Genomic DNA, 21,107 nt, shown 5'->3' on the forward strand with positions numbered 1-21,107 from the left:
CCGGTAACCCTTTCCATACGACTTCCATCTGCGGCTCAAGACCCGAAGACCCCGTGCCGCACCGACACGCCTTAAGGAGCCTGTCCTGTGATTTCCACCTCGCTCGCCCAATCCGCCTACGCCGCCTCGGCCGCGCCAGTGCGTACGGAACGCGGCACCGAATATGCGGCTTTTCAAACCGTAACGACGAAACTGAACAATGCCATGCGCACGGATGCACCGATGACCGAGCGCGCGGCGGCCCTCCATGACAATCGGCGTCTGTGGACCATTTTGGCCTCGGATCTTGCCGATGACGAGAATGCCCTGCCGCAAGGTTTGCGCGCACAGCTCTTTTATCTTGCTGAGTTTTCTCTTCTTCAGTCGCGCAAAGCCCTTCAAGATGCGGGCGCGCTCGAAGCGCTTGTGGAGATCAACACAGCCGTGATGCGCGGTCTCAGTGGTCAGGAGGTGACCACATGAGTGGACTTGTCCTAAAACTCGGCCCGAAGGAACGGGTCCTGGTCAATGGTGCCGTAATCGAAAACGGGGATCGGCGCACGCGCCTATCGATCGTCACACCCGGCGCAAACATCTTGCGGTTGCGCGATGCGATCCATCCCGAAGAGGCGAACACACCTGTTCGTAGGGTATGCTATATCGCCCAGTTGGTGTTGTCCGGAGACGCGGATGTGGATGAGGCGAAGGCACAATTGCTCCGAGGTATGGAGCAATTGAGCCAGGTCTTCACCGATACTGACAGCCGCGCCCTTCTGTCGCGCGCAACGCAACACCTTGTTGAAGGACAGGTTTACCAGACGCTCAAATCGTTACGGGGATTGCTCGCGCGCGAAGACCGCCTTCTTGCTGCCAGCAAGACATGATTTTCCAGCCGGTTCTTCCATTTGGTGGGTATGCCGGTTGGCGGTTCCTCGAGTCGAACCTTGAACGCCAACAGTCGCAATTTGCACAGGCTCCGGTTCAGGAACGTGATCGCGCGTACTTTGCGGAGAACATCGGAAAGGTCCGATCACCTGAAGATCTGGTTTCAGACTACCGTCTCCTCCGGGTGGCTTTGGGCGCCTATGGTCTGCAGGATGACCTGCCCAACCGCGCGTTCATCGAAAAAGTTCTTTCAGATGGCATCGACGAACCCGAAGCGCTGGCTAACCGACTGGCAGACAAGCGATACCGTGTTTTTTCAGAAGCTTTCGGGTTTGGGGGCACATTGCCGCCAAATACGCAAAGCCCTACGTTCGCGGACCGGGTCTTGGCGCGGTTTGATCGTCAATCCTTTGAAGTTGCAGTTGGTGAAGTCGACAGCGATATGCGGCTTGCCCTTGCGGCCTCACGTGAAGTGCCGGACATTGTTGCAGCCGGCGGAAGCGATGCGACGGCTTGGCTGACGGTTTTGGGGAACCCACCGCTACGCCAGGTGTTTGAAACAGCATTTGGCTTGCCTTCCGCGATTGCGACAGTCGACCTGGACAGGCAGGTTGAGGCGTTTCAAGCGGGTGCGGAAAGAACCCTTGGGTCATCGGAATTTTCGCAATTCTCCGACCCGGAGGCTGTAGATGAACTTCTCAAGTCTTTCACCGTTCGAGCGCAGGTGAACGCTGGCATATCAGCGTCCACCCCAGGGGCCACTGCAATAACGCTTCTTCAGAATCTCGTCTAATCTCATTCCGATCATCGCCTCTCACGGCGCCTTTGAAATGGATCCGGCCCGCGACAGTATTTTGCGCAGCGCTTCGAAACTCTCAGCCGCACCTCCTTCGGAATACCCCGCCACAAACCGGTCGAGATCGGACCAGACCTTGACGGCTGCATCAGTCGTGGGATCGGCACCGGGAGTGTACAAGCCTGCCTGTACCATCATTTCAGCCTTGTCATAAGCTGACAGCAAATGCCGTGCTTCGCGGATCAACGCGTTTTCCGCCTCGTCCGCGGCGCCCGGTAGCGACCGGCTGACCGATCGCAATACATCGATTGCGGGAAAACGCCCTCGCTCTGCAATGTCACGTGACAAAACCACATGGCCATCCAACACGCCGCGTGTGACGTCCGCCACGGGACCTTCCATATCAGATCCGGCAACCAGAACCGAAAAGATGGCGGTGATATCTCCTTGATCCCCGACACCTGGTCCGGCGCGTTCAGCCAACCCCATGACCGATTGTGCCATAGAGGCCGGGAATCCGGACGGTCCGAATGGCTCTCCTGCAGCCGCAGCGACATCGCGCTGCGCTTCGGCAAAGCGAGTAATTGAATCGGCCAGTAGAAGGACGTTCTTTCCCTGATCACGGAAGAATTCCGCCACGGCCATCATCGTATACGCGGCGCGCGCCCGTGTTGGTGCGGGGCGGTCGGACGTTGCGGTCACCACCACGGCGCGCTTGAGGCCGTCGGGCCCAAGAGTATCGGTTACGAAATCGCGTACTTCTCGCCCCCGCTCGCCGATGAGCCCGATGACAACCACATCGGTCTGCATTTGCTGTGCCAACGCAGCGATCAACCGTGATTTCCCGACACCTGATCCAGCGAACAATCCGACCCGTTGGCCTTCGACGATTGGAAGAAGTGTATCAAAGGCCGCGTGACCGGTTTCCAGTCGCTGGCCAAGACCCCGGCGGTGCGTCGGAGAAGGCGGTGAAGCAAGCAAGGGATACGCACGCGCGCCCTGGAACAAGGCGCGTCCATCCAGAGGTGCGCCGTCAGGGTCGATGACGCGCCCGAGCCAACTGATATCGGGCGCGATCACCTGTGGCCCGATGTGCGACACGGTGGCGCCGAGGCGCAGGCCGTCGGTTGGACCCTCGGGCATGACGCGCGCGATCCCGTCTTCCATCGCGAGGATTTCGCCGGTCAGTTCCGTGTGAAAGCGTACGCGATCCCCAAGAGCGGCGACGCGCGTTAGACCCACAACAGAGACACTGGACCGGCCGAGAGCTGTGACCTCTCCGACCGCGCGAGACGGTGTGATGCCCCGCAATTGTGCCCGCAGCAGGTCGATGGCATCCGGATTTTGCATGATGGATTCTCCGATCAGCGGCGCAAAGGCGCGCCACAATTACGGAATGTAAAGGAATCAGTCTTAAGCCTTCGTGTAGCCGAAATGGGAGAAACCCAGATGTTCGATAGGCTCGAGATTTTTCAGTTGGCCGGTGGCCTCGCACGACACTCCGCCTCACGGCAGGCGGTGGTGGCGCAGAATATCGCAAATGCGGATACACCGGGCTACCGGGCGCGCGACGTTGCCGACTTCGCGAACACTTGGCGCGCCATGACACAGGAAAACCGCCTTGGCCGTGGCGAAATGCCGATGCGCGTTGTTGATGCCGGAACGCCTGCGTCTCCCAACGGAAACACGGTCTCTCTCGAATTCGAAATGCTGCGTGGAATTGAGGCGCAGCGCGCCCACGATCGCGCCTTGCGTGTTTACGGCTCGGCGATGTCGATCCTGCGCACCAGTATTGGTCGATAGGGGGGCGTGCGATGACCGAGTTTTCCAGTGCCCTTTCCGTCGCCGCATCCGGTATGCGCGCACAGGCGCAGCGCCTGACCCATGTGTCAGAAAACATCGCCAACGCGGACACACCCGGATATCGCCGCAAGATCACCAGTTTCGAGGTGGAACGCGCGCTCGAGGCCCCGCAGGGCGCCGTGCGGCCAGGCCCGGTGCGCCTCGACCAAGGTGTATTACCCGTTATTTTTGATCCGTCGCATCCTATGGCCGATGCGACGGGCAACTACGAAGGGTCGAATGTCGACCTGGTCATCGAACTCGCCGATGCGCGTGAAGCGCAACGGTCCTACGAGGCCAATCTGAGGATCTTCGATCAGATCCGGCAGATGTCCTCATCGCTCAACGAATTGCTACGACGCTAACCCCATCATCTGAGGAGAATCCCGGATGGATATTCGCCAATCCCTTGCCGCGCAGGCCTATCAACCCCTGCGTCAGGCAGCACAATCAACCGAAACCGCCGACGGCGGTGCCTTCACCCAAGCTGTGTCGAGCTTCGCCGAAACCGTCGCTCAAGGTGAGGCGCAAGCGCACGCCGCGATGACAACCGGCGCCGACCCACATTCGCTGGTGACAGCACTGGCACAGACGGAATTGGCCGTGGAAACGGCCGTTACGATCCGGGACCGCGTGGTCGAAGCGTATCAGGAAATCCTCCGGATGCCGGTGTAAGCGCATGGATGAGATGATCTTCTTCGACACGCTGCGCCAGGCGCTTTGGGTATCCGTTGCCGTTGCGACGCCGATCCTCGCCGCGGCGCTCATCTCCGGCATTGTGGTCGGCCTGTTTCAGGCCCTGACCAGCGTGCAGGAAATGACACTGACCTTTGTGCCGAAACTCGCCGCGATCGTGGTCGTTTTCTGGGTGTCGATGGGGTTCATGACGCAGACCCTCACGACCTATTTTACCGGCACGTTGGTGCCGATCATCGCGGGAATGTAGGCCATGGACAATCCTGGATACACCGCGCTTACCCGACTGTCTGGTCTTGCCCGAGAGATGTCGGTCGTGGCCAACAACATCGCCAATATTTCGACCACGGGCTTCCGATCCGAGGGTCTGATCTTTGCCGAACACATCGCCGCAACGGGTCGTGGAGAGCCGTCATTGAGCATGGGCACCGCGGTCGGGAGGTCGATTTCACCGCAGCAAGGCGCATTGGAACAAACCGGCGGTACGTTCGACTTCGCAATCGAGGGCGAAGGCTTTTTCTTGGTGGAAACGGCGGAAGGTCAGGCATTGACCCGGGCGGGAGCCTTCATCCGCAATGACTTTGGCGAGTTGGTGACGCCGGAAGGCGGACGCGTGCTTGATGCCGGAGGTGCGCCGATTTTTGTGCCGCCCGACGCGCGCGGCGTCGCGCTTGCCCCGGATGGCACAATTTCCGCCGATGGGCAGCCTTTGACCGTTGTCGGCCTCTACATGCCGATCGACCCGCTGGAGCTTTCGCGCCAGTCCGGCACGTCATTCACCGCCGAGAGTGGCTACGTTCCGGCCGAAAATCCACGCGTTATGCAGGGATTTCTCGAACGATCAAATGTCAGTGCGGTCGCACAGATCTCGCGCATGATCGAAGTCCAGCGCGCCTATGAACTTGGGCAAAGCTTCATGGATGCCGAAGACAATCGCATCCGCGATTTCCTGCGCACCGCAGGCCAGCGCAGCTGATCCAGAAAGGATTTAACCAATGAGAGCCTTGGATATTGCCGCAACCGGCATGAGCGCGCAGCAACTGCGTGTCGATGTGATCTCCAACAATATCGCGAATATGTCGACGACCGGATACTCGCCGCGCCGCGCCGATTTCGCCGATCTGCACTATCAGCAGATGACACGTGCTGGTGCGATCAACGCCGCAGACGGCACGGTAGTGCCCGCAGGAGTTCAAGTTGGTCTTGGGGTGCGCGCAGCCGCCGTCACGGTTACCTGGCAACAGGGCACTGTGGCTGCGACCGGTGGCGATCTGGACGTGGCGATCGAGGGCCGCGGATACTTTGAGGTCACTCTGCCGAGCGGCGAGAGCGCCTATACCCGCGACGGAGCGCTGCAGCGAACGGGTGACGGGCTGATCGTCACCGCGGATGGTTTCGAGGTGAACCCGGGCCTCACGATCCCAGCCGATGCGCGTTCCATTGAGATCAACGCATCGGGCGAGGTTTATGCCAGCTTCCTTGGGGAAGTTGAGCCACAACTCCTTGGGCAGCTTAACCTTGTCGCGTTTTCCAATGACAGCGGTTTGGAGGCCATCGGGTCGAATCTGTTTCTCGAAACCGGCGCCTCTGGCGCGCCTCTTGCCGGGCAACCGGGTGAAGATGGTTTGGGGACCCTGCGGCAGGGGTATGTTGAACAATCCTCCGTTGATTCCGTACGCGAAATCACTGATTTGATCGAGGCACAGCGCGGCTATGAGCTGAATGCCAAGGTTCTGACCGCCGCTGACCAGATGCTTGGCGCAACGACACAGGTGCGCTGATGAGATGGATTTTTCTGCTCCTTTTCCTTGCCCCGCCGGTGTCCGCTCAGGAAACCGTCATTGCCGCTGGCACGATCCGTGGCGCAACACTGATCGGACCCTCCGACGTTGCGACCGTGGAGGGCGAGACGCCGGGCGCCCTGTCGGATATGGCCGAGGCCGTCGGTATGGAAGCGCGTATCAACCTTTACCCCGGACGCCCTATTCGCCCAGGCGATCTGCGTCCCGCTGCAATCGTAGAGCGCAATGAGATCGTTTCTCTGCGTTACAATCATGGCGGCCTTTTGATCCTTACCGAAGGGCGCGCGCTGGACCGTGCGGCGGAGGGCGAAAGATTGCGCGTCATCAACCTCACGTCCCGTCAAACCGTTACCGCTGTGGCCTCCGCGCCCGGCCTTGTCATCGTTGGACCGTCTCAATGAAATCACGTTTCGCCAAAATTCTCTGCGTCTGTCTTGCCGGATTGGCGATGACAGGATGTGCCCGACTGGGGCAGGTCGGTCAGGTTCCAGAACTTACGTCTCCAGCAAGCGGAAACGAGGTTTTTGCCATGAATGTCACCGCCGTTCCGGAGGCGGCACACGTGCCTGACCGGGCGGAGGGGGCGTCGCTTTGGACATCCGGACGCGCGTCATTGCTTGGCGATCGGCGTGCCGGGCAACGCGGCGATATCTTGACGGTTGTGATCGAGATTGATGACAGCGCTGAGTTCTCAAACTCTTCCGAAAGAGAGCGCACCGGCTCCGAAGAGCTCGGTGTTCCAAACCTGTTCGGATTGCCGCAACGCATTGATGGCCTCATGACCGGTGGCGGATCCTTGGGAGAGGCCGTCGAATTCGACAGCACCAGCCGGTCCGCTGGTGAAGGAGCCGTCCGACGCAACGAAGAATTGACGCTACGGGTCGCCGCAACGGTCACGGAAGTCTTGCAAAATGGGGTTCTGCGCATCGAAGGCAGCCAGGAGGTTCGCGTGAACAACGAGGTTCGCGAATTGCTGGTGTCTGGCTACGTCCGTCCCGAGGATATCTCGCGCCAGAATTCCATTGAATACGATCGCATTGCCGCGGCCCGGATTTCCTATGGCGGCCGGGGCTTGATCACCGACGTGCAGAGGCCGCGTTACGGTCAGGAAGTCGTCGATACGATCTTGCCGTTCTGAAGAAGGAGAGAGCCCATGATGCGTATGTTGCTGCCGGTTCTGCTTTTGTTGGTCGGCGTAGGTGGAGGGGTTGGAGCCGGGCTTGTTCTTGGCGGATCTGACACGTCTGCCGGCGCTGAAGAACATGTCGAAGAGGGTCACGAAGACGGATCGGACGACGGTCACGGCGATGGCCATGAGGCTGAACACGCCGGTGATGATGAGCACAATGGAGATGACGACCACGCCGGCGATGACGATCATGGGTCGGGAACGCCACCGCGTGTCGAGCAGACCGGCGAGGGTACGGAATTTGTTCGGCTCAATAATCAGTTCGTTGTCCCGATTGTCCGAAATGGCAACGTGAGATCGTTGGTTGTCATGGGTCTGACTGTTGAAGTGACGACAGGGCTGAACAGCGAGGTCTTCAATCAAGAACCCCGGCTGCGGGACAGCTTCCTGCGTGTCCTATTCGCCCATGCAAACGCGGGTGGTTTTGATGGCGTCTTCACGGAAGCGGCGGCCATGGCTCCATTGCGGGAGGGTCTGCGCGAGGCGGCCCAGAGCATTCTCGGCCGGGCCGATGCATTTGATGTATTGATCACAGACATCACGCGGCAAGACGCCTGACGCGCAAACTACCGTAACTTGCGGCGGTCTTGCTCTTGCTTGGCCGCCGCCTTCTGTTTCTCGATCAGTTTACCGAGCACAAGGTCCCGGCCCACAGCTTTGGCGGCGGCCACTTTTTCCTTCTCGAATGCGACGCGCGCTCCTGCGAGTTGGCTCATCGCTGCCGCTTGCTGCTTACGAAGCCGCTCGGCTTGGGCCAGCATGCTTCCGGCGACGGAAGGATCGACACTCGCGCGCATCAGATCCTTGCGGTGCGCGGCAATCCCCTCAACCTGGGTTTCGATGGCCCGAACCCGTGCACCCGCTAGCGCAACAGGTGAAAGTGCCTTGTCCGCCAGCAAAGATGTGATCGCTTTAAGGCGGTCCATCCGAACGTCCCTATTGCTCATCGCTGGGACCTCGCCTTCTTGCGCATCAAATCCGCGAACCGGATCGCCGCGGCAACGGCGCGATAATGGTCGGGCGGGATCGGGTTTCCGATCTCGATGGAGGCATGCAGCGCGCGCGCCGTCGGCGGGTCGGAAAAGATGGGAACGCCGCCTTCCGAAGCTGCTTCCCTGATCCGACGGGCAACCTCATCGACGCCTTTCGCAACGCAAATCGGCACACCGCCTTCGGATCGGTTCCATTTCAGCGCGACCGCATAGTGGGTTGGGTTCACGACGATCACATCAGCGGTCGGAACGTCAGCGATCATCTGGTTCATCGCGATGGATTGGCCCCTTTGTCGGCGCTCCTGTTTGAAATGGGGATCGCCTTCAGAGCTTTTCGTTTCATCAACCAGCTCCTGATAGGACATGCGATTGCGCAGTTGCAGCTGACTCCATTCCCAAAACCAATCTGCGACACCAATCAGCGCAGTCATCCCGGCTATGACTGCAAGAAAATCAAGAGAAAGCTTCCCCAGCATCGCAAGGATTTGCCCTGGCGCGGCGTAAATCGACACCAGGATCGCCTCGGCGCGAGCCCAAAGGTAGAACGCGAGAAACAAGGATACCAGAAACAGCTTCACGGCTGATTTCGCGAACTGGAACATGCCCTGTGAGCCGAACTTCTGCTTCGCATTCTCCAGAACCGAGATGCGGTTGGCTTTGGGCGCGAGCTTCGATGGGGTAAAAAGAAGCGCGCGTTGGGCAATCAGTGAGACAAGCAGCAACGCCGCGGGTATCAACGTGACAGCGGCCGCTGCAACAAGGGGCCCGGACAACAAGCCGGCTGCGGGCACCGCCCCACCTGGGCTGAGGAGAGCTGGCGCCAATGTGTCAGCGCGTCCAAGGCTGGCATGTGTCAGCATCCCAATCTTGTCCATGATCCAAGGCGCTAGCATCGCGCCGGACAATAGGAATCCTCCGTATGCTACGGCGGTGTTGAGATCTGCCGATCGAACGATCTCACCTTTTTTTCGTGCCTCTTCCAGTTTTCGTGGCGTTGGGTCGAATGGCTTATCTGACGGGCTCTGCGAGTCGTCCATCATCGCGCTCCCAAGGGAGCCGCCAAAGCGCCTTCGAACGCGTTGAGCCAAACTGGCAAAATGAACGGCGTCGTGACCAACAAAAGTACCATCCCACCCCACGTGATGGCGGGGGCGCCCACGAAGGCGACCATCAATTGCGGCATCGCTTTGTTAATGACACCGAGGGCCACGTTGTAGAGCAGCGATGCGATCAGGAACGGGGCAGCCAGCGACATCGCGAGTGAAAAGCTACTGCTGACTTGGGCGACGCCCCATCCAGCAAGATCCCGAGGCCCGGGAAGATCCCCAAATGGCAAGATCTCGTAGGAGCGAAGGAATGTCTGGACAAGGTGGAGATGCAAGCCGGACAACACTGCAAGGGTCAGCCCCCCCAGCATAAGGATCGCACCCATCGCAGGTAGCGGATCCGGGGTGGCGCCGCCCATGATCTGACTGAGTGATGTGGATTGTGCGGCAATTGTTCCGGCGATTTGAAGGGCATGTACGAGAAGCCGCAAAGCCAACCCGATGATCAGCCCCGAAATCGCTTCCGAAAAGAACGCCGTGGTTGGTGGAAGAACGTCAATCTGCCCAAGGGTTCCTTGCAACATCGGGGTCAGAAATACGGTAAACGCCAAGGCGACGCCCAAACGGATGCGGATCGGGATCATCTGTTCCCCGAAGCCAGGCAAGACCATGAAGCAGGCACCGATCCTGAGGAAAACAGCCACAGCTGTCGCGAGCCAGATTTGCGAGATCGCCAGAATATCCGACAGTAGCGCTGTCATGGGGCGGCCAAACCCACCAGCGACGGTTTTGCGTCGAGCCCGATTTCCTCGAATGACAAAACCGGATTTGGAATCCCTCGCGCGGTCAGGACGGTTCGAAGAAAACGCCGTCTCATCGCAGATGTCACAACGGCGGGGTAGGTGCCTTTTGCGCTAGCGGTGGCGACCTTCTCGCTTACCGATTTCGCAAGCGCGTTGAATTCGTCTGGCGGAAGGGCCACTTCGGGCAACCCTGCGTCGCCGCCGATCTGATATTTCAGAAAGACATCTTCCCAGTCACTGGACAATTGAACCAGGGGTAGAGTTCCGTCGGTGCGCCGGATCTCGGCAATCAGCTGGAAGCCAAGACGCTGCCGCACGTGTTCGCAGATCATTTCCGGCTGGGACGACGCGCCGCGCGATTCCGCGATTGCCTCAAGGATGAGCGGTAGGTTTCGGATTGAAACCTGTTCGGCCAACAAGAGCCGCAAGATGGTGTGAAGCAAGTCAAGCGGCACCTTGTCGGGGACCAACTCGTTCAGAAGACGGCGGTTTTCCTCGGATCGGGTGCCGTCGGACAAAGTAACGAAAGCGTCGAGCTGCCGTTGCAATGTCTTGAAGGTCATGAGGCGGGAGAGGTTGCGTTTCAGAACCTCCAAGAGATGTGTCGCCAGAACTTCAGATGGCGTGACAACAGTCATGCCCGCCAGCGCGGCGCGTTCGCGATCAGCGGGACTGATCCATCGGGCTGGCGCGCCATAGACCGGTTCCGAAGTGTCCAAGCCTTCCGGCAGATCAACCGCGCCATCCTGGGTCAGCATCAGCACATGGGCCGGTTTGAGGGTTGTTGTTGCATGCTCAACACCCAGCAAGCGGATGGAATATGTGCCGGGCGGCAAGTCCCCGCGATCAGTCAGGCGCATCTCAGGCAAAAGGACCCCGAACGCACGGGCAACGTGCTCCCGCATATTCTTGACCCTCGCGTCAAGCCCGGTCGCGGGGTCAAGCGCAAGGCTGACGAGGTCGGGGGCAAATTCCACATGAATGTCATCAACATCCAGCAGATCACCGGTCGATGCGAGGCCTTCTTCCGCAGCTTCCAAAGCAGGGACCTCGGGCAGCTCTTCGGCTTTCATGGCTTTCATGCGCCACCAGGCTGCCGTACCCAAAGCGACTGAACCAAGCAGAAACGGAAACACGGGAAGGCCGGGAACGAGTGCGAAGATACCCATCAGAATCCCGACCGTGGCGAGGGCCGAAGGGTGCTTGCCCAGTTGCGACAGAAGGGCGGTATCCGTGGCACCCGTTGCGCCGCCGCGCGCCAACAGCAACGCGGACGCGATGGCGATGATCACTGCGGGGATCTGGCTGACAAGGCCGTCGCCGACCGTGAGGATGGTGTAGGTTTCAAACGCCTGACCGATCGGCATACCATGGAGTGTCGTTCCGATAATCAACCCCACCACGAGGTTCAGCAGGGTAATGAGCAATCCCGCAATCGCATCGCCTTTCACGAACTTTGACGCACCATCGAGTGACCCGAAAAAGGTTGTCTCCGCTTGCTCTCGCTCTCGCCGTTCCTTGGCTTCGGTGTGATCGATGGCTCCGGCGGCCATGTCGCTGTCGATGGCCAGCTGTTTGCCCGGCATCCCATCGAGGGCGAAACGGGCCCCCACCTCGGCCATGCGGGCGGCGCCCTTGTTGATGACGATAAAGTTCACGATCAACAAAACGCAGAAAATGACCAGGCCCATCACCACCGAGCCTCCGATGACAAACATAGCAAAGCCTTCGATCACCCCACCTGCGGCGTCAGTTCCCGTATGACCCTGACCGATGATCAGTTTCGTCGAGGAGACATTGAGCGACAGTCTGAGCATCAACGACGCCAAGAGAACCGTCGGGAAGGCAGAAAAATCCAAGGGGCGTTCTATGAACAACGTCACTGTGAATATGAGGATCGCCAAACCGAAGGATGCGGCGAGGCCAAGGTCGAGGATAATCGACGGAACCGGTAGGATCATCATGATGATCACAGCCATCAGCGCGAGCGCAAACAGAATGGTCGGATGGAATATGGCCCGCGCGTTCATTTATCCGAACTCGCCAAGTTAAAGGGTGGGCGCGGATCCGAAATGCGGAGGCATTGATGCAAATTCGATGAAAGGATGAAAAGCATTCTACTATTTCCAAGTTCTTGCATCATTGAGGGTTTGGGTCGTTAAGAAGTGCTGCAATCGCTTCACGAAGTGATTGACTGTCCGCCACGGTGGCATCGAGCGCGGCGAGATCCTGTTGGATCGTGTCAGGGGGTCCTGCTTCGGAAGAGCGCGCGGCCATACGTGTAGCCACGTCTGCGTGTGGACCTTCAGTCAATTCGGCCAAGTTTGACCAATCCGCGGATTCCCAAGCCTCGGTCACTGGGTCCGGCAAGCCAAGTTCGTCATCTTCCCGGATTGGCAAAATGAGCGGTCGGCGAACATCGCGCAGGATCTGTGCTGCCTCGTAGAGACCTTCGTCGCGCAGCAATCCGATGGCTGCGACTTGCGCGCGACCTGCATCCGATCCTTCGGGCCGCCACTCTGAGCCGAATGTATAGGCCAAGATGAGCAAGCCTGCGGTGTCTTCGACCGCGACCCGTTCTGCTATTAGCTCGGTCAAGGCGGCCTCCCGGGCGCTTCCTGCACGGGCGGGGTCGCTCAGCATGGAAAGTGCTGTGTCTGGAGCCCCAAGTGCTGCGTAGCCAAGGAGGGTTTCTTGCCAGAGAAGAGCGCTCCGTGGCCCATCCCCGGTCTCCCGAAGAAGGGCTTGAGCTGCAGTAAGACGCTCCATCGTCGGCAACACGCCAGCGCTTCGATCAAAAGCGAGGGCTTGGGCCATCGTTTCAACCGCATTCGCCCCGCCATTGGTGAGCATGTCGGACAGGGCGGTTCGGGTTTCCTCTTCGGTTGAGGCAAGAGAAATACCGAGATCTAGATCGAGAAATTGCAGTTCTGCTGCGGCGACCCGTCCACCACGATGCAGGATTTCACGCACATTGCGCGCGGCTGGTCCATGCCTTTCGGAGTGCAATCTGCGTGCCAGCCTTGGACCCAGAAGGTCTCGCAGATGCGCCGGTAATTCGGAAAATGCGCGCTGTATCGCAGCGATATCATCGCTGTTGAGATCAACTTCCACGGCACCGGCCACATAGCGCCACAAAAGCTCACCCGGAGAGCAATCGGCCGTTGATGTGACCTGGACAAAATCTGCGGTTTCGGAACCGTCGACCAATTCGGCGATGTTCAGAAAGTCTTGCGGCGGCTCATCCATTTGCAGCAACCAATGCTGCGCCTCGGCCCCAAATCCATAATAAAGGTAGTAACGGGCCAGCGCCTCCGCGCCGTCCTGGGTCATGGCATCCCGCTCATCGAAAAGGGCAAGGCGACGCTCCCCCAAACCCTGTTCGAAACTCTCGGTTTCGGCCCATTCACGCGCATCGAACGGCTCGGCGCGGCAGGCGCCTGGAACGTCGGCAACCGCGAGAGGTGTATCGAAAGAAACCGCCGGATCCAGCGCGGTATGTGTGCGAACCGGAAGCTCATCTGCGCTGGGGTGAGGGGTCCGGGTTTCATGATGATCGGCCGTCGTCTCATGTGAACTTTCGTGCGCTTCTTCGGCGTGCGTATCGGGAGCGACGGTTTCTGGGGCGCCGGTGCTCACCGGATCAGCGAAACTTTGCGATTGGCCAAGAGACGCTTCCAGCAAACCTGACGCAGCCGCCCGGGCCAATTGTTCGGCCATGATTTCTGCGGCTTCTTCAAGGCTCGGGTTTTGCGTTGGCACGCTTGTCGTCAAGCCTTCATCAGGCGTCGCTTGCTCGACTTCTGAAGGGACGAAGGGGGTGTTGTTGAAATCCGGTAGCTCGGTTGGCGCGCGCAAAAGATCTGCCAGTTGCGGCAAAGCTTCGGCTGCGCGCTGCCTGTCATCTGACGCGGCAACTTCGTCTTCGAATTCTGGTTCAGTCTGTGTAGCGTCGGCTTCGGTTTCGGCTTGGACGGTGGCCGGGTCAGGGTCAGCGATGTCCAGAACAAGGTATTCCTCCTGATGCCGGAAGCCGGTGATTTGGCAAGGGCAGGCGAGTGAAAGCGTCAGGCTACCGCCAGCGGAGGTAAGGGCGGCAAGCCTGTTGCGTTGAATGAGGTCAAACGCTGCAGAAGTATCAAACGCGTCCACGGCTGGATCGACCGTCAAAAGGTACGTGCGTGGATCGCTTTGGACGATATCCCACTCTCGATCTGCGCCGATGGAAAGGACCAACCGCGTGAACCCACTGTGATCGCCCGATTGAACGCGCAATGTCTGGGACGATGCGCTGTGAGCGACAATTGCCGAGGTCAGGGCAAGGACGAGCGCGCGCATCATGCGGCTTGCTTGAGGCCGCGTAACGCCTCTTCCAGATCGTTGAAATTCGGGCGCATATGGTGGGGGGCGTTCTGGCGGCCGACCTCGATGCATATATTTGTTGCGTGGTTGTGGAGGTTTGCGATGAGGACCTCGCGGATTAAAAGATAGAATTGGTGATCCTCTTCGATTGCCCCTTTCATCTTGGATGCAAAGGGGCCCACGAAACCGTATGCCAAGAACACGCCGAGGAACGTCCCGACAAGCGCACCGCCAATCAGGCCGCCAAGAACTTCTGGTGGTTGGTCAATCGACGCCATCGTCTTGATGACGCCCAAAACGGCGGCGACGATCCCGAGTGCGGGCAAGCCGTCGGCCACGGTTTGCATCGCGTGGCTGCCATGCATTTGATGATGCACATTCTGTTCGAGTCGCTTGTCTAGAACCTCTTCGACCTGATGCGGATCGTTGTAATTCATCGCCGCCGCGCGCATCGTGTCGCAGATCAGTTCGACCGCTTCGTGATCGGCCAGGATTCGGGGATAGCGGCCAAAGATTTCGGACTCGCCGGGGTTCTCTATATGTTCCTCTACGGCCACCGCGTTCTGTCGCTGTAGGCGGATTAATTCGAAGAGCAGACACAGGAGTTGTTGGTAGTCCTCGTCCTTCCAAGAGGGGCCCTTGAAGACCTTCTTCAAACCACTCAGCGTGGCCTTGATCGTGCCCTTGTCGTTTGAGATCAGGAAGGCCCCCAGGGCGGCGCCGAGGATCATCATCATTTCGAATGGCAACGCCTTGATAATGATGCCGAATTTGCCACCAGCGAGCTTGTAGCCGCCAAACACCATTCCCAAGACGACCAGAATTCCTACGATTCCGAGCATTGCGGATTCTCCTGCATATCAATCTGGTTTGGCAGTCAGAGATTAAGAATCCGTGTCTGCCGCGGGCCCGTTGTCCGGGTTTTCCAGTGTTGGAGCACCTGCGTTCCGGGTCGCGATCACGACCGAGACAGCGTAGGCGTAGGCTGGGTCCAGTTCGGACATGATCGCAGCACTCGCGGCAGGCGACATGCGCGTCAGGAAACCTGCCGCGAAATTCGGGTCCATTTGGGCGAATAGGGCTGCCGTTTGATCCGGGCCCATGGTCTCATAGACTTCGGTCAGCCGGGCCAGATCGCCCTCTGCGGCGGTATCCGATACCTGAATTAGAGCCTGCAATCGTTGTTCCGCAGCCTCCAATGCCGCAAGGCGTTCATCGATCAGCACTTGGGCAACGTCGACGGCGCGTTCCCGGTCATCGAGTTCGGCTTCGCGTGCCGCAAGGCGATCCCGTAACATCGTCACTTCGTCCATCGCAGCGCGTAACGGCGATGTCGGACCCATCACTGAAGGCATGGGTTCGGGATCGGACGCGGACGCCGACGTGACGAATTCAAGCTCCATTGTCCCGAGACGCAACACGATGGACGCTGCAAAAATAATACCGAGTGTAACGAGGAGACTCCCGCGCTTCAGTTGCCTGGTTTTCTTCTTTTTTGCCATGATCAGACTGCCAAAGGCCTGCGATGCCGGAACAAGGGCGCTGGCACCGTTTCATTTGATTGAGACGCGTCCGCTGCTGCCCGTCGCGACCCAAAGATCGGGGTCACATCGGATACTGGGGCTTCTTCGGTGACGGGCTCCTGAGACGCGGGTTCAACGATCTGGTGGGATTCTGATGCGGGTGGGATTTCGGCACTGATTTCTGGGTCGGTGGTCTGTGCCGCGATCGCCTCTTCTGCGAAATCGTGGCAGGCGGCGATCATCATCTCCAACTCAGTCGAAATGTCGCGTGCCTGATGCACTAGATCATGGAGCTGTTTTCCGGCCCCATCTGAGCCCGCTTTTGCCTCTCGCAAGGCGGCTTTCATTTCGTCGACCTGGCTCGACATGACCGCAATGGCTCCGCCCAAACCCTTGTCGAAACTTGTTAAACGATTAAGCCTGCGAGACAGCACCATGCAGTAGCCCATGGCCCCAAGGCTTGCGAGGATCACCAGAATATCGGCGCCGTAGTTTAAGAGAATAGTCATTCAGTTCACCAGAAATTGTGTAACAAGCAGATCGCGAACGCGCCCAGTGCCTGTGACCACCTGAATGCGGCGCAGCATCTGCGCGCGCAGCCTGGCGAGGCTTGTGGGATCGCTGAGTTCGGAGACAGAGACGACGCGGAGGTAGGAGTTCAGGACGTCGAGCACGCGAGGACTAAGGCGTGTCACCTCCTCCAGATGGCTGGGTGCGACCTCCAGCGCGGCGGTGAAAATCAGGTTCCGCCCCGAATTTTCGGAGCCGAGCGAAACGACGAGTGTCTCAAGCTGGATGAATGCAACATCAGCGACAGTCCCGCCGCCTTGATCGTCTTGGCCGTGATCACCCGCGACGTCTTCATGAGTATCTTCATCCGTGCCACCGCTCAAAGGACCCTGGGTCACCGCCCAGAAGCCACCGCCGCCGCCCATAGCGGCCAGAAGCACACCGATCAGAAGCGGGATGAGTAAACCCTTCTTCTTTTTAGGTTCTTCGGTTTCGGTTTCGTCCGCCATGATTCTCACGATCTTGTTTCGTTCTTCATCTTTTTAGCGGCAAGGCACTAACCGATTGTTAAGCGTACAGCGGCTATCACCGAAGCAACGGGCCAGAACGGGTCGATAAAAATGGTGCTGCGGTGAACAAGCTGCTTGAACTCTGGAATGACATGGACGGACGCCGTCGGGGGCTCCTTATCGGGGGCATCGCGGCCCTTGGGATTGTCCTTCTGATATTGACGCGGATCGCGTCCCAACCCTCCTATACGCTTTTGTATAGTGGCCTTGATGCTGCGGCTGCGGGGGATGTCGTCGAAGCAATCTCTGCGCGGGGTGTCATGCATCGTGTTGAAGGCGATTCGATCTTCGTCGACAGCGGCGAGCGGGATGCGCTTCGGTTGGCGCTCGCCAGCGAGGGCCTGCCTGCGAACGGTCCGCAAGGCTACGAATTGCTCGATTCGCTATCCGGTTTCGGCACCACATCGCAGATGTTCGACGCCGCTTATTGGCGTGCCAAGGAAGGCGAGCTGTCGCGCACGATCATCTCCTCGCCCGCAATCCGCGCGGCGCGTGTGCATATCGCAAACCCATCTGCCGACCCGTTCCAGCCCATCCGCGATGTCACTGCCTCGGTCGCGATAAGACCTTCTGCCGGCGGTTTGGCGCCCGGACACGCGCAAGCATTGCGGTATCTGGTTGCATCGTCCGTTCCAGGCCTCAGCCCGGACAACGTGACCGTTATAGATGCCGATTCGGGCCAGGTTATGGGGGCGCAGGATCAAATGTCCCCTGCCGCTGATGCTGCTGGTCGGGCCGAGCAGATGCGCACCAATATCGAGCGTTTGCTTGCGGCGCGGGTTGGTCCTGGGAATGCGGTTGTGCAGGTGTCTGTAGAGTTGGAAATGGCGCGCGAGACGGTGCTGGAGCGTGTGATTGATCCCGATAGCCGCGTGATTATCGCAACCGAAACGGAAGAGCTTGATAACACATCGCGCGACGCTGCGGGTGGCGGCGTAACGGTCGCCTCAAACCTGCCCGATGGGGAAGGTGCAGCCGGTGAAGGTTCGTCTGCGCAATCAACCGAGTCGCGCGAAAGCGTGACCTTCGATATGTCGGAACTGCAACGTGAGGTAGAGCGCGAGCCGGGCGCCGTTCGTCGCATAACGGTCGCGGTCTTGTTGAACGGGGTCGAAGAAGTCGGCGCCGACGGGGCTGTGCAAACGGTTCCAAGGGCCGACGCCGAGGTCGAAGCGCTCACCAACTTGGTTCGCTCGGCCGTCGGGTATGACGAAACCCGGGGTGATGTCGTCACCATCCAATCCATGGCCTTCGACGCGGCCGCAGTCACCGAGTTGACCGAAGCGGGGTTTGCCGATCGCTTCAATCTTGATCTCGGACGCATTGTCCAGACCGCGCTCTTGTCTCTCGTGGCGCTGGCCATTGTTTTCGGCCTGCTGCGCCCGATGCTTTCGTTCAGTCGAGATGCTGCGGCACGTTCCATAGACCTGCCGCCGCTCGAACCAAGCCCAGGCTTGCCCGCACCGGCGGGCGCGACCGACCCCGCCATCGACCCGATCGCCGCCCTTGGTGAGGCTGCTTTTGCTAGTAATGCGGGACAAACGGAAAGCCTCCCAGCCGTCTCAGAAGAGAAATCCACGCGGCCGGAAAACATCGGAGACGCCTTCGACCGGGCTCTGCCCATGATGATGGCAGGTGCGATGTCTGAGGAAGCGGCCCAGAACCTGACAGAAATGGATCCAGTCGAGCGTTTGCGACTCCTGATCCAGGAGCGCGAAGAGGAAACCGTGCAGATTCTTCGCAACTGGATGAACGAAGATGATGAGGCACCGCAATGAACCGGTCTTTGTCGCTGGAGGATTTTGCAGGCGGTGATTCGCCAGTGCCGCGCGACTCCGTCTCCGCTGTGGTGCCTGACGAAGCAGAAGCTCTCGATGCCTATGAAGCCGGCTACAAATCAGGATGGGCGGATTGCGCAGCTGCGGAAGAAGAAGTGCGCAAGTCAGTCGGGGCCGACCTTGCGAAACGCTTGCGTGAAGCGGAACTGACGTATTCCACGGCACGGCAAGATATTCTCGCCTCCTTGGCCCCCTTTTTCGAAGAACTTGTCACGGCGCTGCTGCCGCGTCTCGCTTCAGATTCTGTCGCCCCGATGGCCGCGCAAGAGTTGCACGAGCTCCTTCAACACGACGCGTCTGCCTCAATCGAAGTCATGGCGGCTCCAGCGTCGTGCGAAAGCGTCCAACGACTTCTTGAAGCCGAAGGGTTTGAGGACGTTTCGGTGCGAGCCGAACCGGCCTTTTCGGAGACCCAGGTGTCTCTGCGCGTCGGATCAGAACGCCGCGATATCGACTTGTCTGACATCACCAGAAAAATCACGGAAGCCGTCTGCGCTTTCCAATCCCAAACCGATGATCCCCTCGTCTCACAAGGAGCCGCGTGATGGCCGATGCTGCTGCGACCGGGCGCAATTCCGCCCTTCATTCCGTACCAATCGAAATCCGGGTGTGCGTCGGCAAGGCACGCCCGCGTTTATCGGATATGTTGGCCATGGATCCTGAGACGGTCTTGCCGCTCGACAGCCGCATCGAAGACAAAGTAGGCCTTTGGGTCGGCGACAAGATGATTGCCGAAGGCGAATTGGTTGAGCTGGACGGAGACCGGGAAGGTCAATTGGCCGTCCGGGTCACGGAACTCATGGATCGCGGCGATGCGGCAGGTTAACGCCGCGGCGTTCCTTTTCGCGATCGCGCTTGTACTGGCCGTGCCGGGCGGTGCGGTGGCTCAGGAAGTGACGCTGGATCTCGGTGATGGCGGAAGTCTGACCGCGCGGACCTTCCAGCTCATTGCACTCATTACCTTGCTCAGTCTCGCACCTGGTCTCGCGATCATGGTGACGTGCTTCCCCTTTGTTGTAACGGTTCTGTCGATCCTGCGGCAGGCAATCGGGTTACAGCAGTCACCCCCTAACATGCTCATCGTCAGCCTGGCGCTCTTTCTGACCTACTTCGTGATGGCTCCGGTTTTTGAGCAGGCTTACAGCATTGGGGTTGCCCCTCTGATTGCAGGCGATTTGACAGTCGAGGAGGCCATTCCTCAGATTTACGAGCCGTTCCGGGGGTTCATGTTGAACCGCGTGGACACGTCGACATTGGTGAGTTTGGCGGAGATGCGCCCGGAAACGACGGCGGATGATCCGGACGCTTCGGTCCTTATACCTGCATTCATGCTCAGCGAGGTCGAAAGGGCGTTCCAGATCGGCTTTTTGATCTTCCTTCCGTTCTTGGTGATCGACCTTGTTGTAGCGGCTATCCTGATGTCCATGGGGATGATGATGGTGCCGCCGGCAATCGTCTCGCTCCCTTTCAAACTCGCCTTCTTCGTTGTGGCAGACGGATGGACCCTGATCACCGGGGCGCTTGTGAGAAGCTATTTCTAGCCACTTCAGATTTCGGGAAACGACCATGAACCAGAACTCCGACCGTCAAAACAAAGCATCCACCTCCCGGCAAGAGAAGCTCAGTATCCTTTCTGCGATCCTCGGGCCGGAGACGCTGGCGAAATTGAAATCGGAGCAGCCTGCTGATGGGCCAGCATCGTCTTCCGAAGTCACAGAGCCCGATCCTTCCCGTGCCGAGTGGCACCGTAACCGCTTGCTCGAGCGCTTCCGCCTGAATGCCGAAGAAAATGTCCCCTCCAAAGATGAAAGCATTTCAGATCTGGCAGGAGAAGGCGTCAAGCCAAACCCCTCGCAAGGGACTAAGCGGGTGACAATCGAAGACCGGTTAAGCGGGCTTGGGATGCCATCAAATCTTGCCTTGGAACACCCTGCGGTTATTGCACACCTCCTGTGCAAGATGCCGCGCGGAGACCGGGTGCATGCGATGAAAGCTCTTCCAGGACCAGTCGCAAGAGCTGTGCTTCGTAGAATTCGTTGAGTCGGTCTTGGCAACCGGTGGGCTTCTGGGGGCGATATTGGACGCAGGGAATGTTCCAGTACGACCCCGATCCGAAAGATGGCTCGAACTACGGGACAGGCTGCGGGCCTATCTGACTACCAGACCGTCGATTTTTTGATCAGGTTGTTGCGGCGAAACATGGTCGAATTAAGGGCTTGGAAGCGCCGCGTGATATCCGCGCATTCCTGAAGCAGTTTTTGCTAGGTCACTAGTT

Annotated in this window: 27 protein-coding genes; 17 read left to right on the forward strand and 10 right to left on the reverse strand. The window is 59.1% G+C overall.

The features are described 5' to 3' along the window. Window positions 1-87: 87 nt before the first annotated feature. From flaF to V8J83_RS11460, 3 genes are read left to right on the forward strand one after another with little or no spacing between them, the layout of a single operon-like run. Window positions 88-462, forward strand: a complete 375-nt coding sequence (flaF, locus tag V8J83_RS11450) for a flagellar biosynthesis regulator FlaF (RefSeq protein ID WP_339986447.1) — start codon at window positions 88-90, stop codon at window positions 460-462. After that, window positions 459-863, forward strand: coding sequence for a flagellar biosynthesis repressor FlbT (gene flbT / locus V8J83_RS11455; RefSeq protein WP_339986448.1), 405 nt, complete (start codon window positions 459-461; stop codon window positions 861-863). The genes flaF and flbT overlap by 4 nt, the downstream gene beginning before the upstream one ends. Then, complete coding sequence (locus V8J83_RS11460) at window positions 860-1,657, forward strand: DUF1217 domain-containing protein (protein WP_339986449.1); 798 nt, start codon at window positions 860-862, stop codon at window positions 1,655-1,657. Before flbT ends, V8J83_RS11460 begins: the two co-directional genes overlap by 4 nt. A gap of 21 nt (window positions 1,658-1,678) precedes the next feature. Here V8J83_RS11460 and V8J83_RS11465 read toward each other — a convergent pair whose 3' ends face one another. After that, entirely contained in the window at window positions 1,679-3,010 is a 1,332-nt protein-coding gene (locus V8J83_RS11465; RefSeq protein ID WP_339986450.1) for a FliI/YscN family ATPase, read from the reverse strand. A gap of 99 nt (window positions 3,011-3,109) precedes the next feature. Here V8J83_RS11465 and V8J83_RS11470 point away from each other — a divergent pair, with 99 nt between their 5' ends. Genes V8J83_RS11470 through V8J83_RS11510 form a run of 9 tightly spaced genes read left to right on the forward strand, consistent with a single transcriptional unit; the run spans window position 3,110 to window position 7,747 of the window. Continuing rightward, window positions 3,110-3,463 (forward strand): FlgB family protein, encoded by a 354-nt coding sequence (locus V8J83_RS11470; protein WP_339986452.1) that lies wholly within the window; start codon window positions 3,110-3,112, stop codon window positions 3,461-3,463. Window positions 3,464-3,474: 11 nt separating this feature from the next. Further along, on the forward strand, window positions 3,475-3,867 hold the full coding sequence (flgC, locus tag V8J83_RS11475; protein WP_339986453.1) for a flagellar basal body rod protein FlgC: 393 nt from the start codon (window positions 3,475-3,477) through the stop codon (window positions 3,865-3,867). Between the two features lie 25 nt (window positions 3,868-3,892). Beyond that, window positions 3,893-4,177 carry a flagellar hook-basal body complex protein FliE gene (fliE, locus tag V8J83_RS11480; RefSeq protein ID WP_339986454.1) on the forward strand — a complete coding sequence of 95 codons (285 nt, stop codon included), beginning with the start codon at window positions 3,893-3,895 and terminating at the stop codon, window positions 4,175-4,177. A gap of 4 nt (window positions 4,178-4,181) precedes the next feature. Then, on the forward strand, window positions 4,182-4,448 hold the full coding sequence (locus V8J83_RS11485) for a flagellar biosynthetic protein FliQ (protein WP_339986455.1): 267 nt from the start codon (window positions 4,182-4,184) through the stop codon (window positions 4,446-4,448). Window positions 4,449-4,451: 3 nt separating this feature from the next. Then, window positions 4,452-5,174, forward strand: a complete 723-nt coding sequence (locus tag V8J83_RS11490; protein ID WP_339986456.1) for a flagellar hook-basal body complex protein — start codon at window positions 4,452-4,454, stop codon at window positions 5,172-5,174. A 19-nt stretch (window positions 5,175-5,193) separates the two neighbouring features. Beyond that, window positions 5,194-5,979 carry a flagellar basal-body rod protein FlgG gene (gene flgG / locus V8J83_RS11495; protein WP_339986457.1) on the forward strand — a complete coding sequence of 262 codons (786 nt, stop codon included), beginning with the start codon at window positions 5,194-5,196 and terminating at the stop codon, window positions 5,977-5,979. Next, window positions 5,979-6,401, forward strand: coding sequence for a flagellar basal body P-ring formation chaperone FlgA (flgA, locus tag V8J83_RS11500; protein WP_339986458.1), 423 nt, complete (start codon window positions 5,979-5,981; stop codon window positions 6,399-6,401). The genes flgG and flgA overlap by 1 nt, the downstream gene beginning before the upstream one ends. Further along, a complete protein-coding gene (gene flgH, locus V8J83_RS11505; RefSeq protein WP_339986459.1) occupies window positions 6,398-7,138 on the forward strand; it encodes a flagellar basal body L-ring protein FlgH in 741 nt (246 codons plus the stop codon). The genes flgA and flgH overlap by 4 nt, the downstream gene beginning before the upstream one ends. A gap of 24 nt (window positions 7,139-7,162) precedes the next feature. Then, window positions 7,163-7,747 carry a flagellar basal body-associated FliL family protein gene (locus V8J83_RS11510; protein WP_339986460.1) on the forward strand — a complete coding sequence of 195 codons (585 nt, stop codon included), beginning with the start codon at window positions 7,163-7,165 and terminating at the stop codon, window positions 7,745-7,747. 8 nt (window positions 7,748-7,755) lie between these two features. On the opposite strand, the gene V8J83_RS11515 is transcribed toward V8J83_RS11510, so the two are convergent. The 9 genes from V8J83_RS11515 to V8J83_RS11555 all read right to left on the reverse strand — a co-directional run bounded on the left by V8J83_RS11515 (window position 7,756) and on the right by V8J83_RS11555 (window position 16,934). Beyond that, the gene (locus V8J83_RS11515) at window positions 7,756-8,115 is read right to left on the reverse strand and encodes a hypothetical protein (RefSeq protein ID WP_339986462.1); all 360 of its coding nucleotides are present in this window, start codon (window positions 8,113-8,115) and stop codon (window positions 7,756-7,758) included. A 17-nt stretch (window positions 8,116-8,132) separates the two neighbouring features. Then, window positions 8,133-9,218, reverse strand: coding sequence for a flagellar type III secretion system protein FlhB (flhB, locus tag V8J83_RS11520; protein WP_339986463.1), 1,086 nt, complete (start codon window positions 9,216-9,218; stop codon window positions 8,133-8,135). Continuing rightward, a complete protein-coding gene (locus V8J83_RS11525) occupies window positions 9,218-9,988 on the reverse strand; it encodes a flagellar biosynthetic protein FliR (RefSeq protein ID WP_339986464.1) in 771 nt (256 codons plus the stop codon). The genes flhB and V8J83_RS11525 overlap by 1 nt, the downstream gene beginning before the upstream one ends. After that, complete coding sequence (gene flhA / locus V8J83_RS11530) at window positions 9,985-12,009, reverse strand: flagellar biosynthesis protein FlhA (RefSeq protein WP_439649784.1); 2,025 nt, start codon at window positions 12,007-12,009, stop codon at window positions 9,985-9,987. Before flhA ends, V8J83_RS11525 begins: the two co-directional genes overlap by 4 nt. A 160-nt stretch (window positions 12,010-12,169) precedes the next feature. Then, window positions 12,170-14,371: a hypothetical protein gene (locus tag V8J83_RS11535; RefSeq protein ID WP_339986466.1), complete on the reverse strand. Its 2,202-nt coding sequence runs from the start codon at window positions 14,369-14,371 to the stop codon at window positions 12,170-12,172. Then, the gene (motA, locus tag V8J83_RS11540) at window positions 14,368-15,234 is read right to left on the reverse strand and encodes a flagellar motor stator protein MotA (RefSeq protein WP_339986467.1); all 867 of its coding nucleotides are present in this window, start codon (window positions 15,232-15,234) and stop codon (window positions 14,368-14,370) included. The genes V8J83_RS11535 and motA overlap by 4 nt, the downstream gene beginning before the upstream one ends. 42 nt (window positions 15,235-15,276) lie before the next feature. Further along, window positions 15,277-15,894: a MotE family protein gene (locus V8J83_RS11545; protein WP_339986469.1), complete on the reverse strand. Its 618-nt coding sequence runs from the start codon at window positions 15,892-15,894 to the stop codon at window positions 15,277-15,279. 2 nt (window positions 15,895-15,896) lie between these two features. Continuing rightward, a complete protein-coding gene (locus V8J83_RS11550) occupies window positions 15,897-16,424 on the reverse strand; it encodes a DUF6468 domain-containing protein (RefSeq protein ID WP_339986470.1) in 528 nt (175 codons plus the stop codon). Then, on the reverse strand, window positions 16,425-16,934 hold the full coding sequence (locus V8J83_RS11555) for a flagellar basal body-associated FliL family protein (protein ID WP_339986471.1): 510 nt from the start codon (window positions 16,932-16,934) through the stop codon (window positions 16,425-16,427). A 122-nt stretch (window positions 16,935-17,056) separates the two neighbouring features. Between V8J83_RS11555 and fliF the strand changes: the two genes are divergently transcribed. The 5 genes from fliF to V8J83_RS11580 are packed head-to-tail and all read left to right on the forward strand — an operon-like array spanning window position 17,057 to window position 20,872. Beyond that, the gene (gene fliF, locus V8J83_RS11560) at window positions 17,057-18,772 is read left to right on the forward strand and encodes a flagellar basal-body MS-ring/collar protein FliF (protein WP_339986472.1); all 1,716 of its coding nucleotides are present in this window, start codon (window positions 17,057-17,059) and stop codon (window positions 18,770-18,772) included. 8 nt (window positions 18,773-18,780) lie between these two features. Then, window positions 18,781-19,377 carry a hypothetical protein gene (locus tag V8J83_RS11565; RefSeq protein ID WP_339986473.1) on the forward strand — a complete coding sequence of 199 codons (597 nt, stop codon included), beginning with the start codon at window positions 18,781-18,783 and terminating at the stop codon, window positions 19,375-19,377. Further along, window positions 19,377-19,658: a FliM/FliN family flagellar motor switch protein gene (locus tag V8J83_RS11570; protein WP_339986475.1), complete on the forward strand. Its 282-nt coding sequence runs from the start codon at window positions 19,377-19,379 to the stop codon at window positions 19,656-19,658. The genes V8J83_RS11565 and V8J83_RS11570 overlap by 1 nt, the downstream gene beginning before the upstream one ends. After that, on the forward strand, window positions 19,645-20,373 hold the full coding sequence (fliP, locus tag V8J83_RS11575) for a flagellar type III secretion system pore protein FliP (RefSeq protein WP_339986476.1): 729 nt from the start codon (window positions 19,645-19,647) through the stop codon (window positions 20,371-20,373). Before V8J83_RS11570 ends, fliP begins: the two co-directional genes overlap by 14 nt. Before the next feature lie 25 nt (window positions 20,374-20,398). Next, window positions 20,399-20,872 carry a hypothetical protein gene (locus V8J83_RS11580; RefSeq protein WP_339986478.1) on the forward strand — a complete coding sequence of 158 codons (474 nt, stop codon included), beginning with the start codon at window positions 20,399-20,401 and terminating at the stop codon, window positions 20,870-20,872. Window positions 20,873-21,107 lie beyond the last annotated feature (235 nt).

Origin of the sequence: Gymnodinialimonas ulvae (assembly GCF_037543845.1) — a bacterium.
Lineage (GTDB): Bacteria > Pseudomonadota > Alphaproteobacteria > Rhodobacterales > Rhodobacteraceae > Gymnodinialimonas > Gymnodinialimonas ulvae.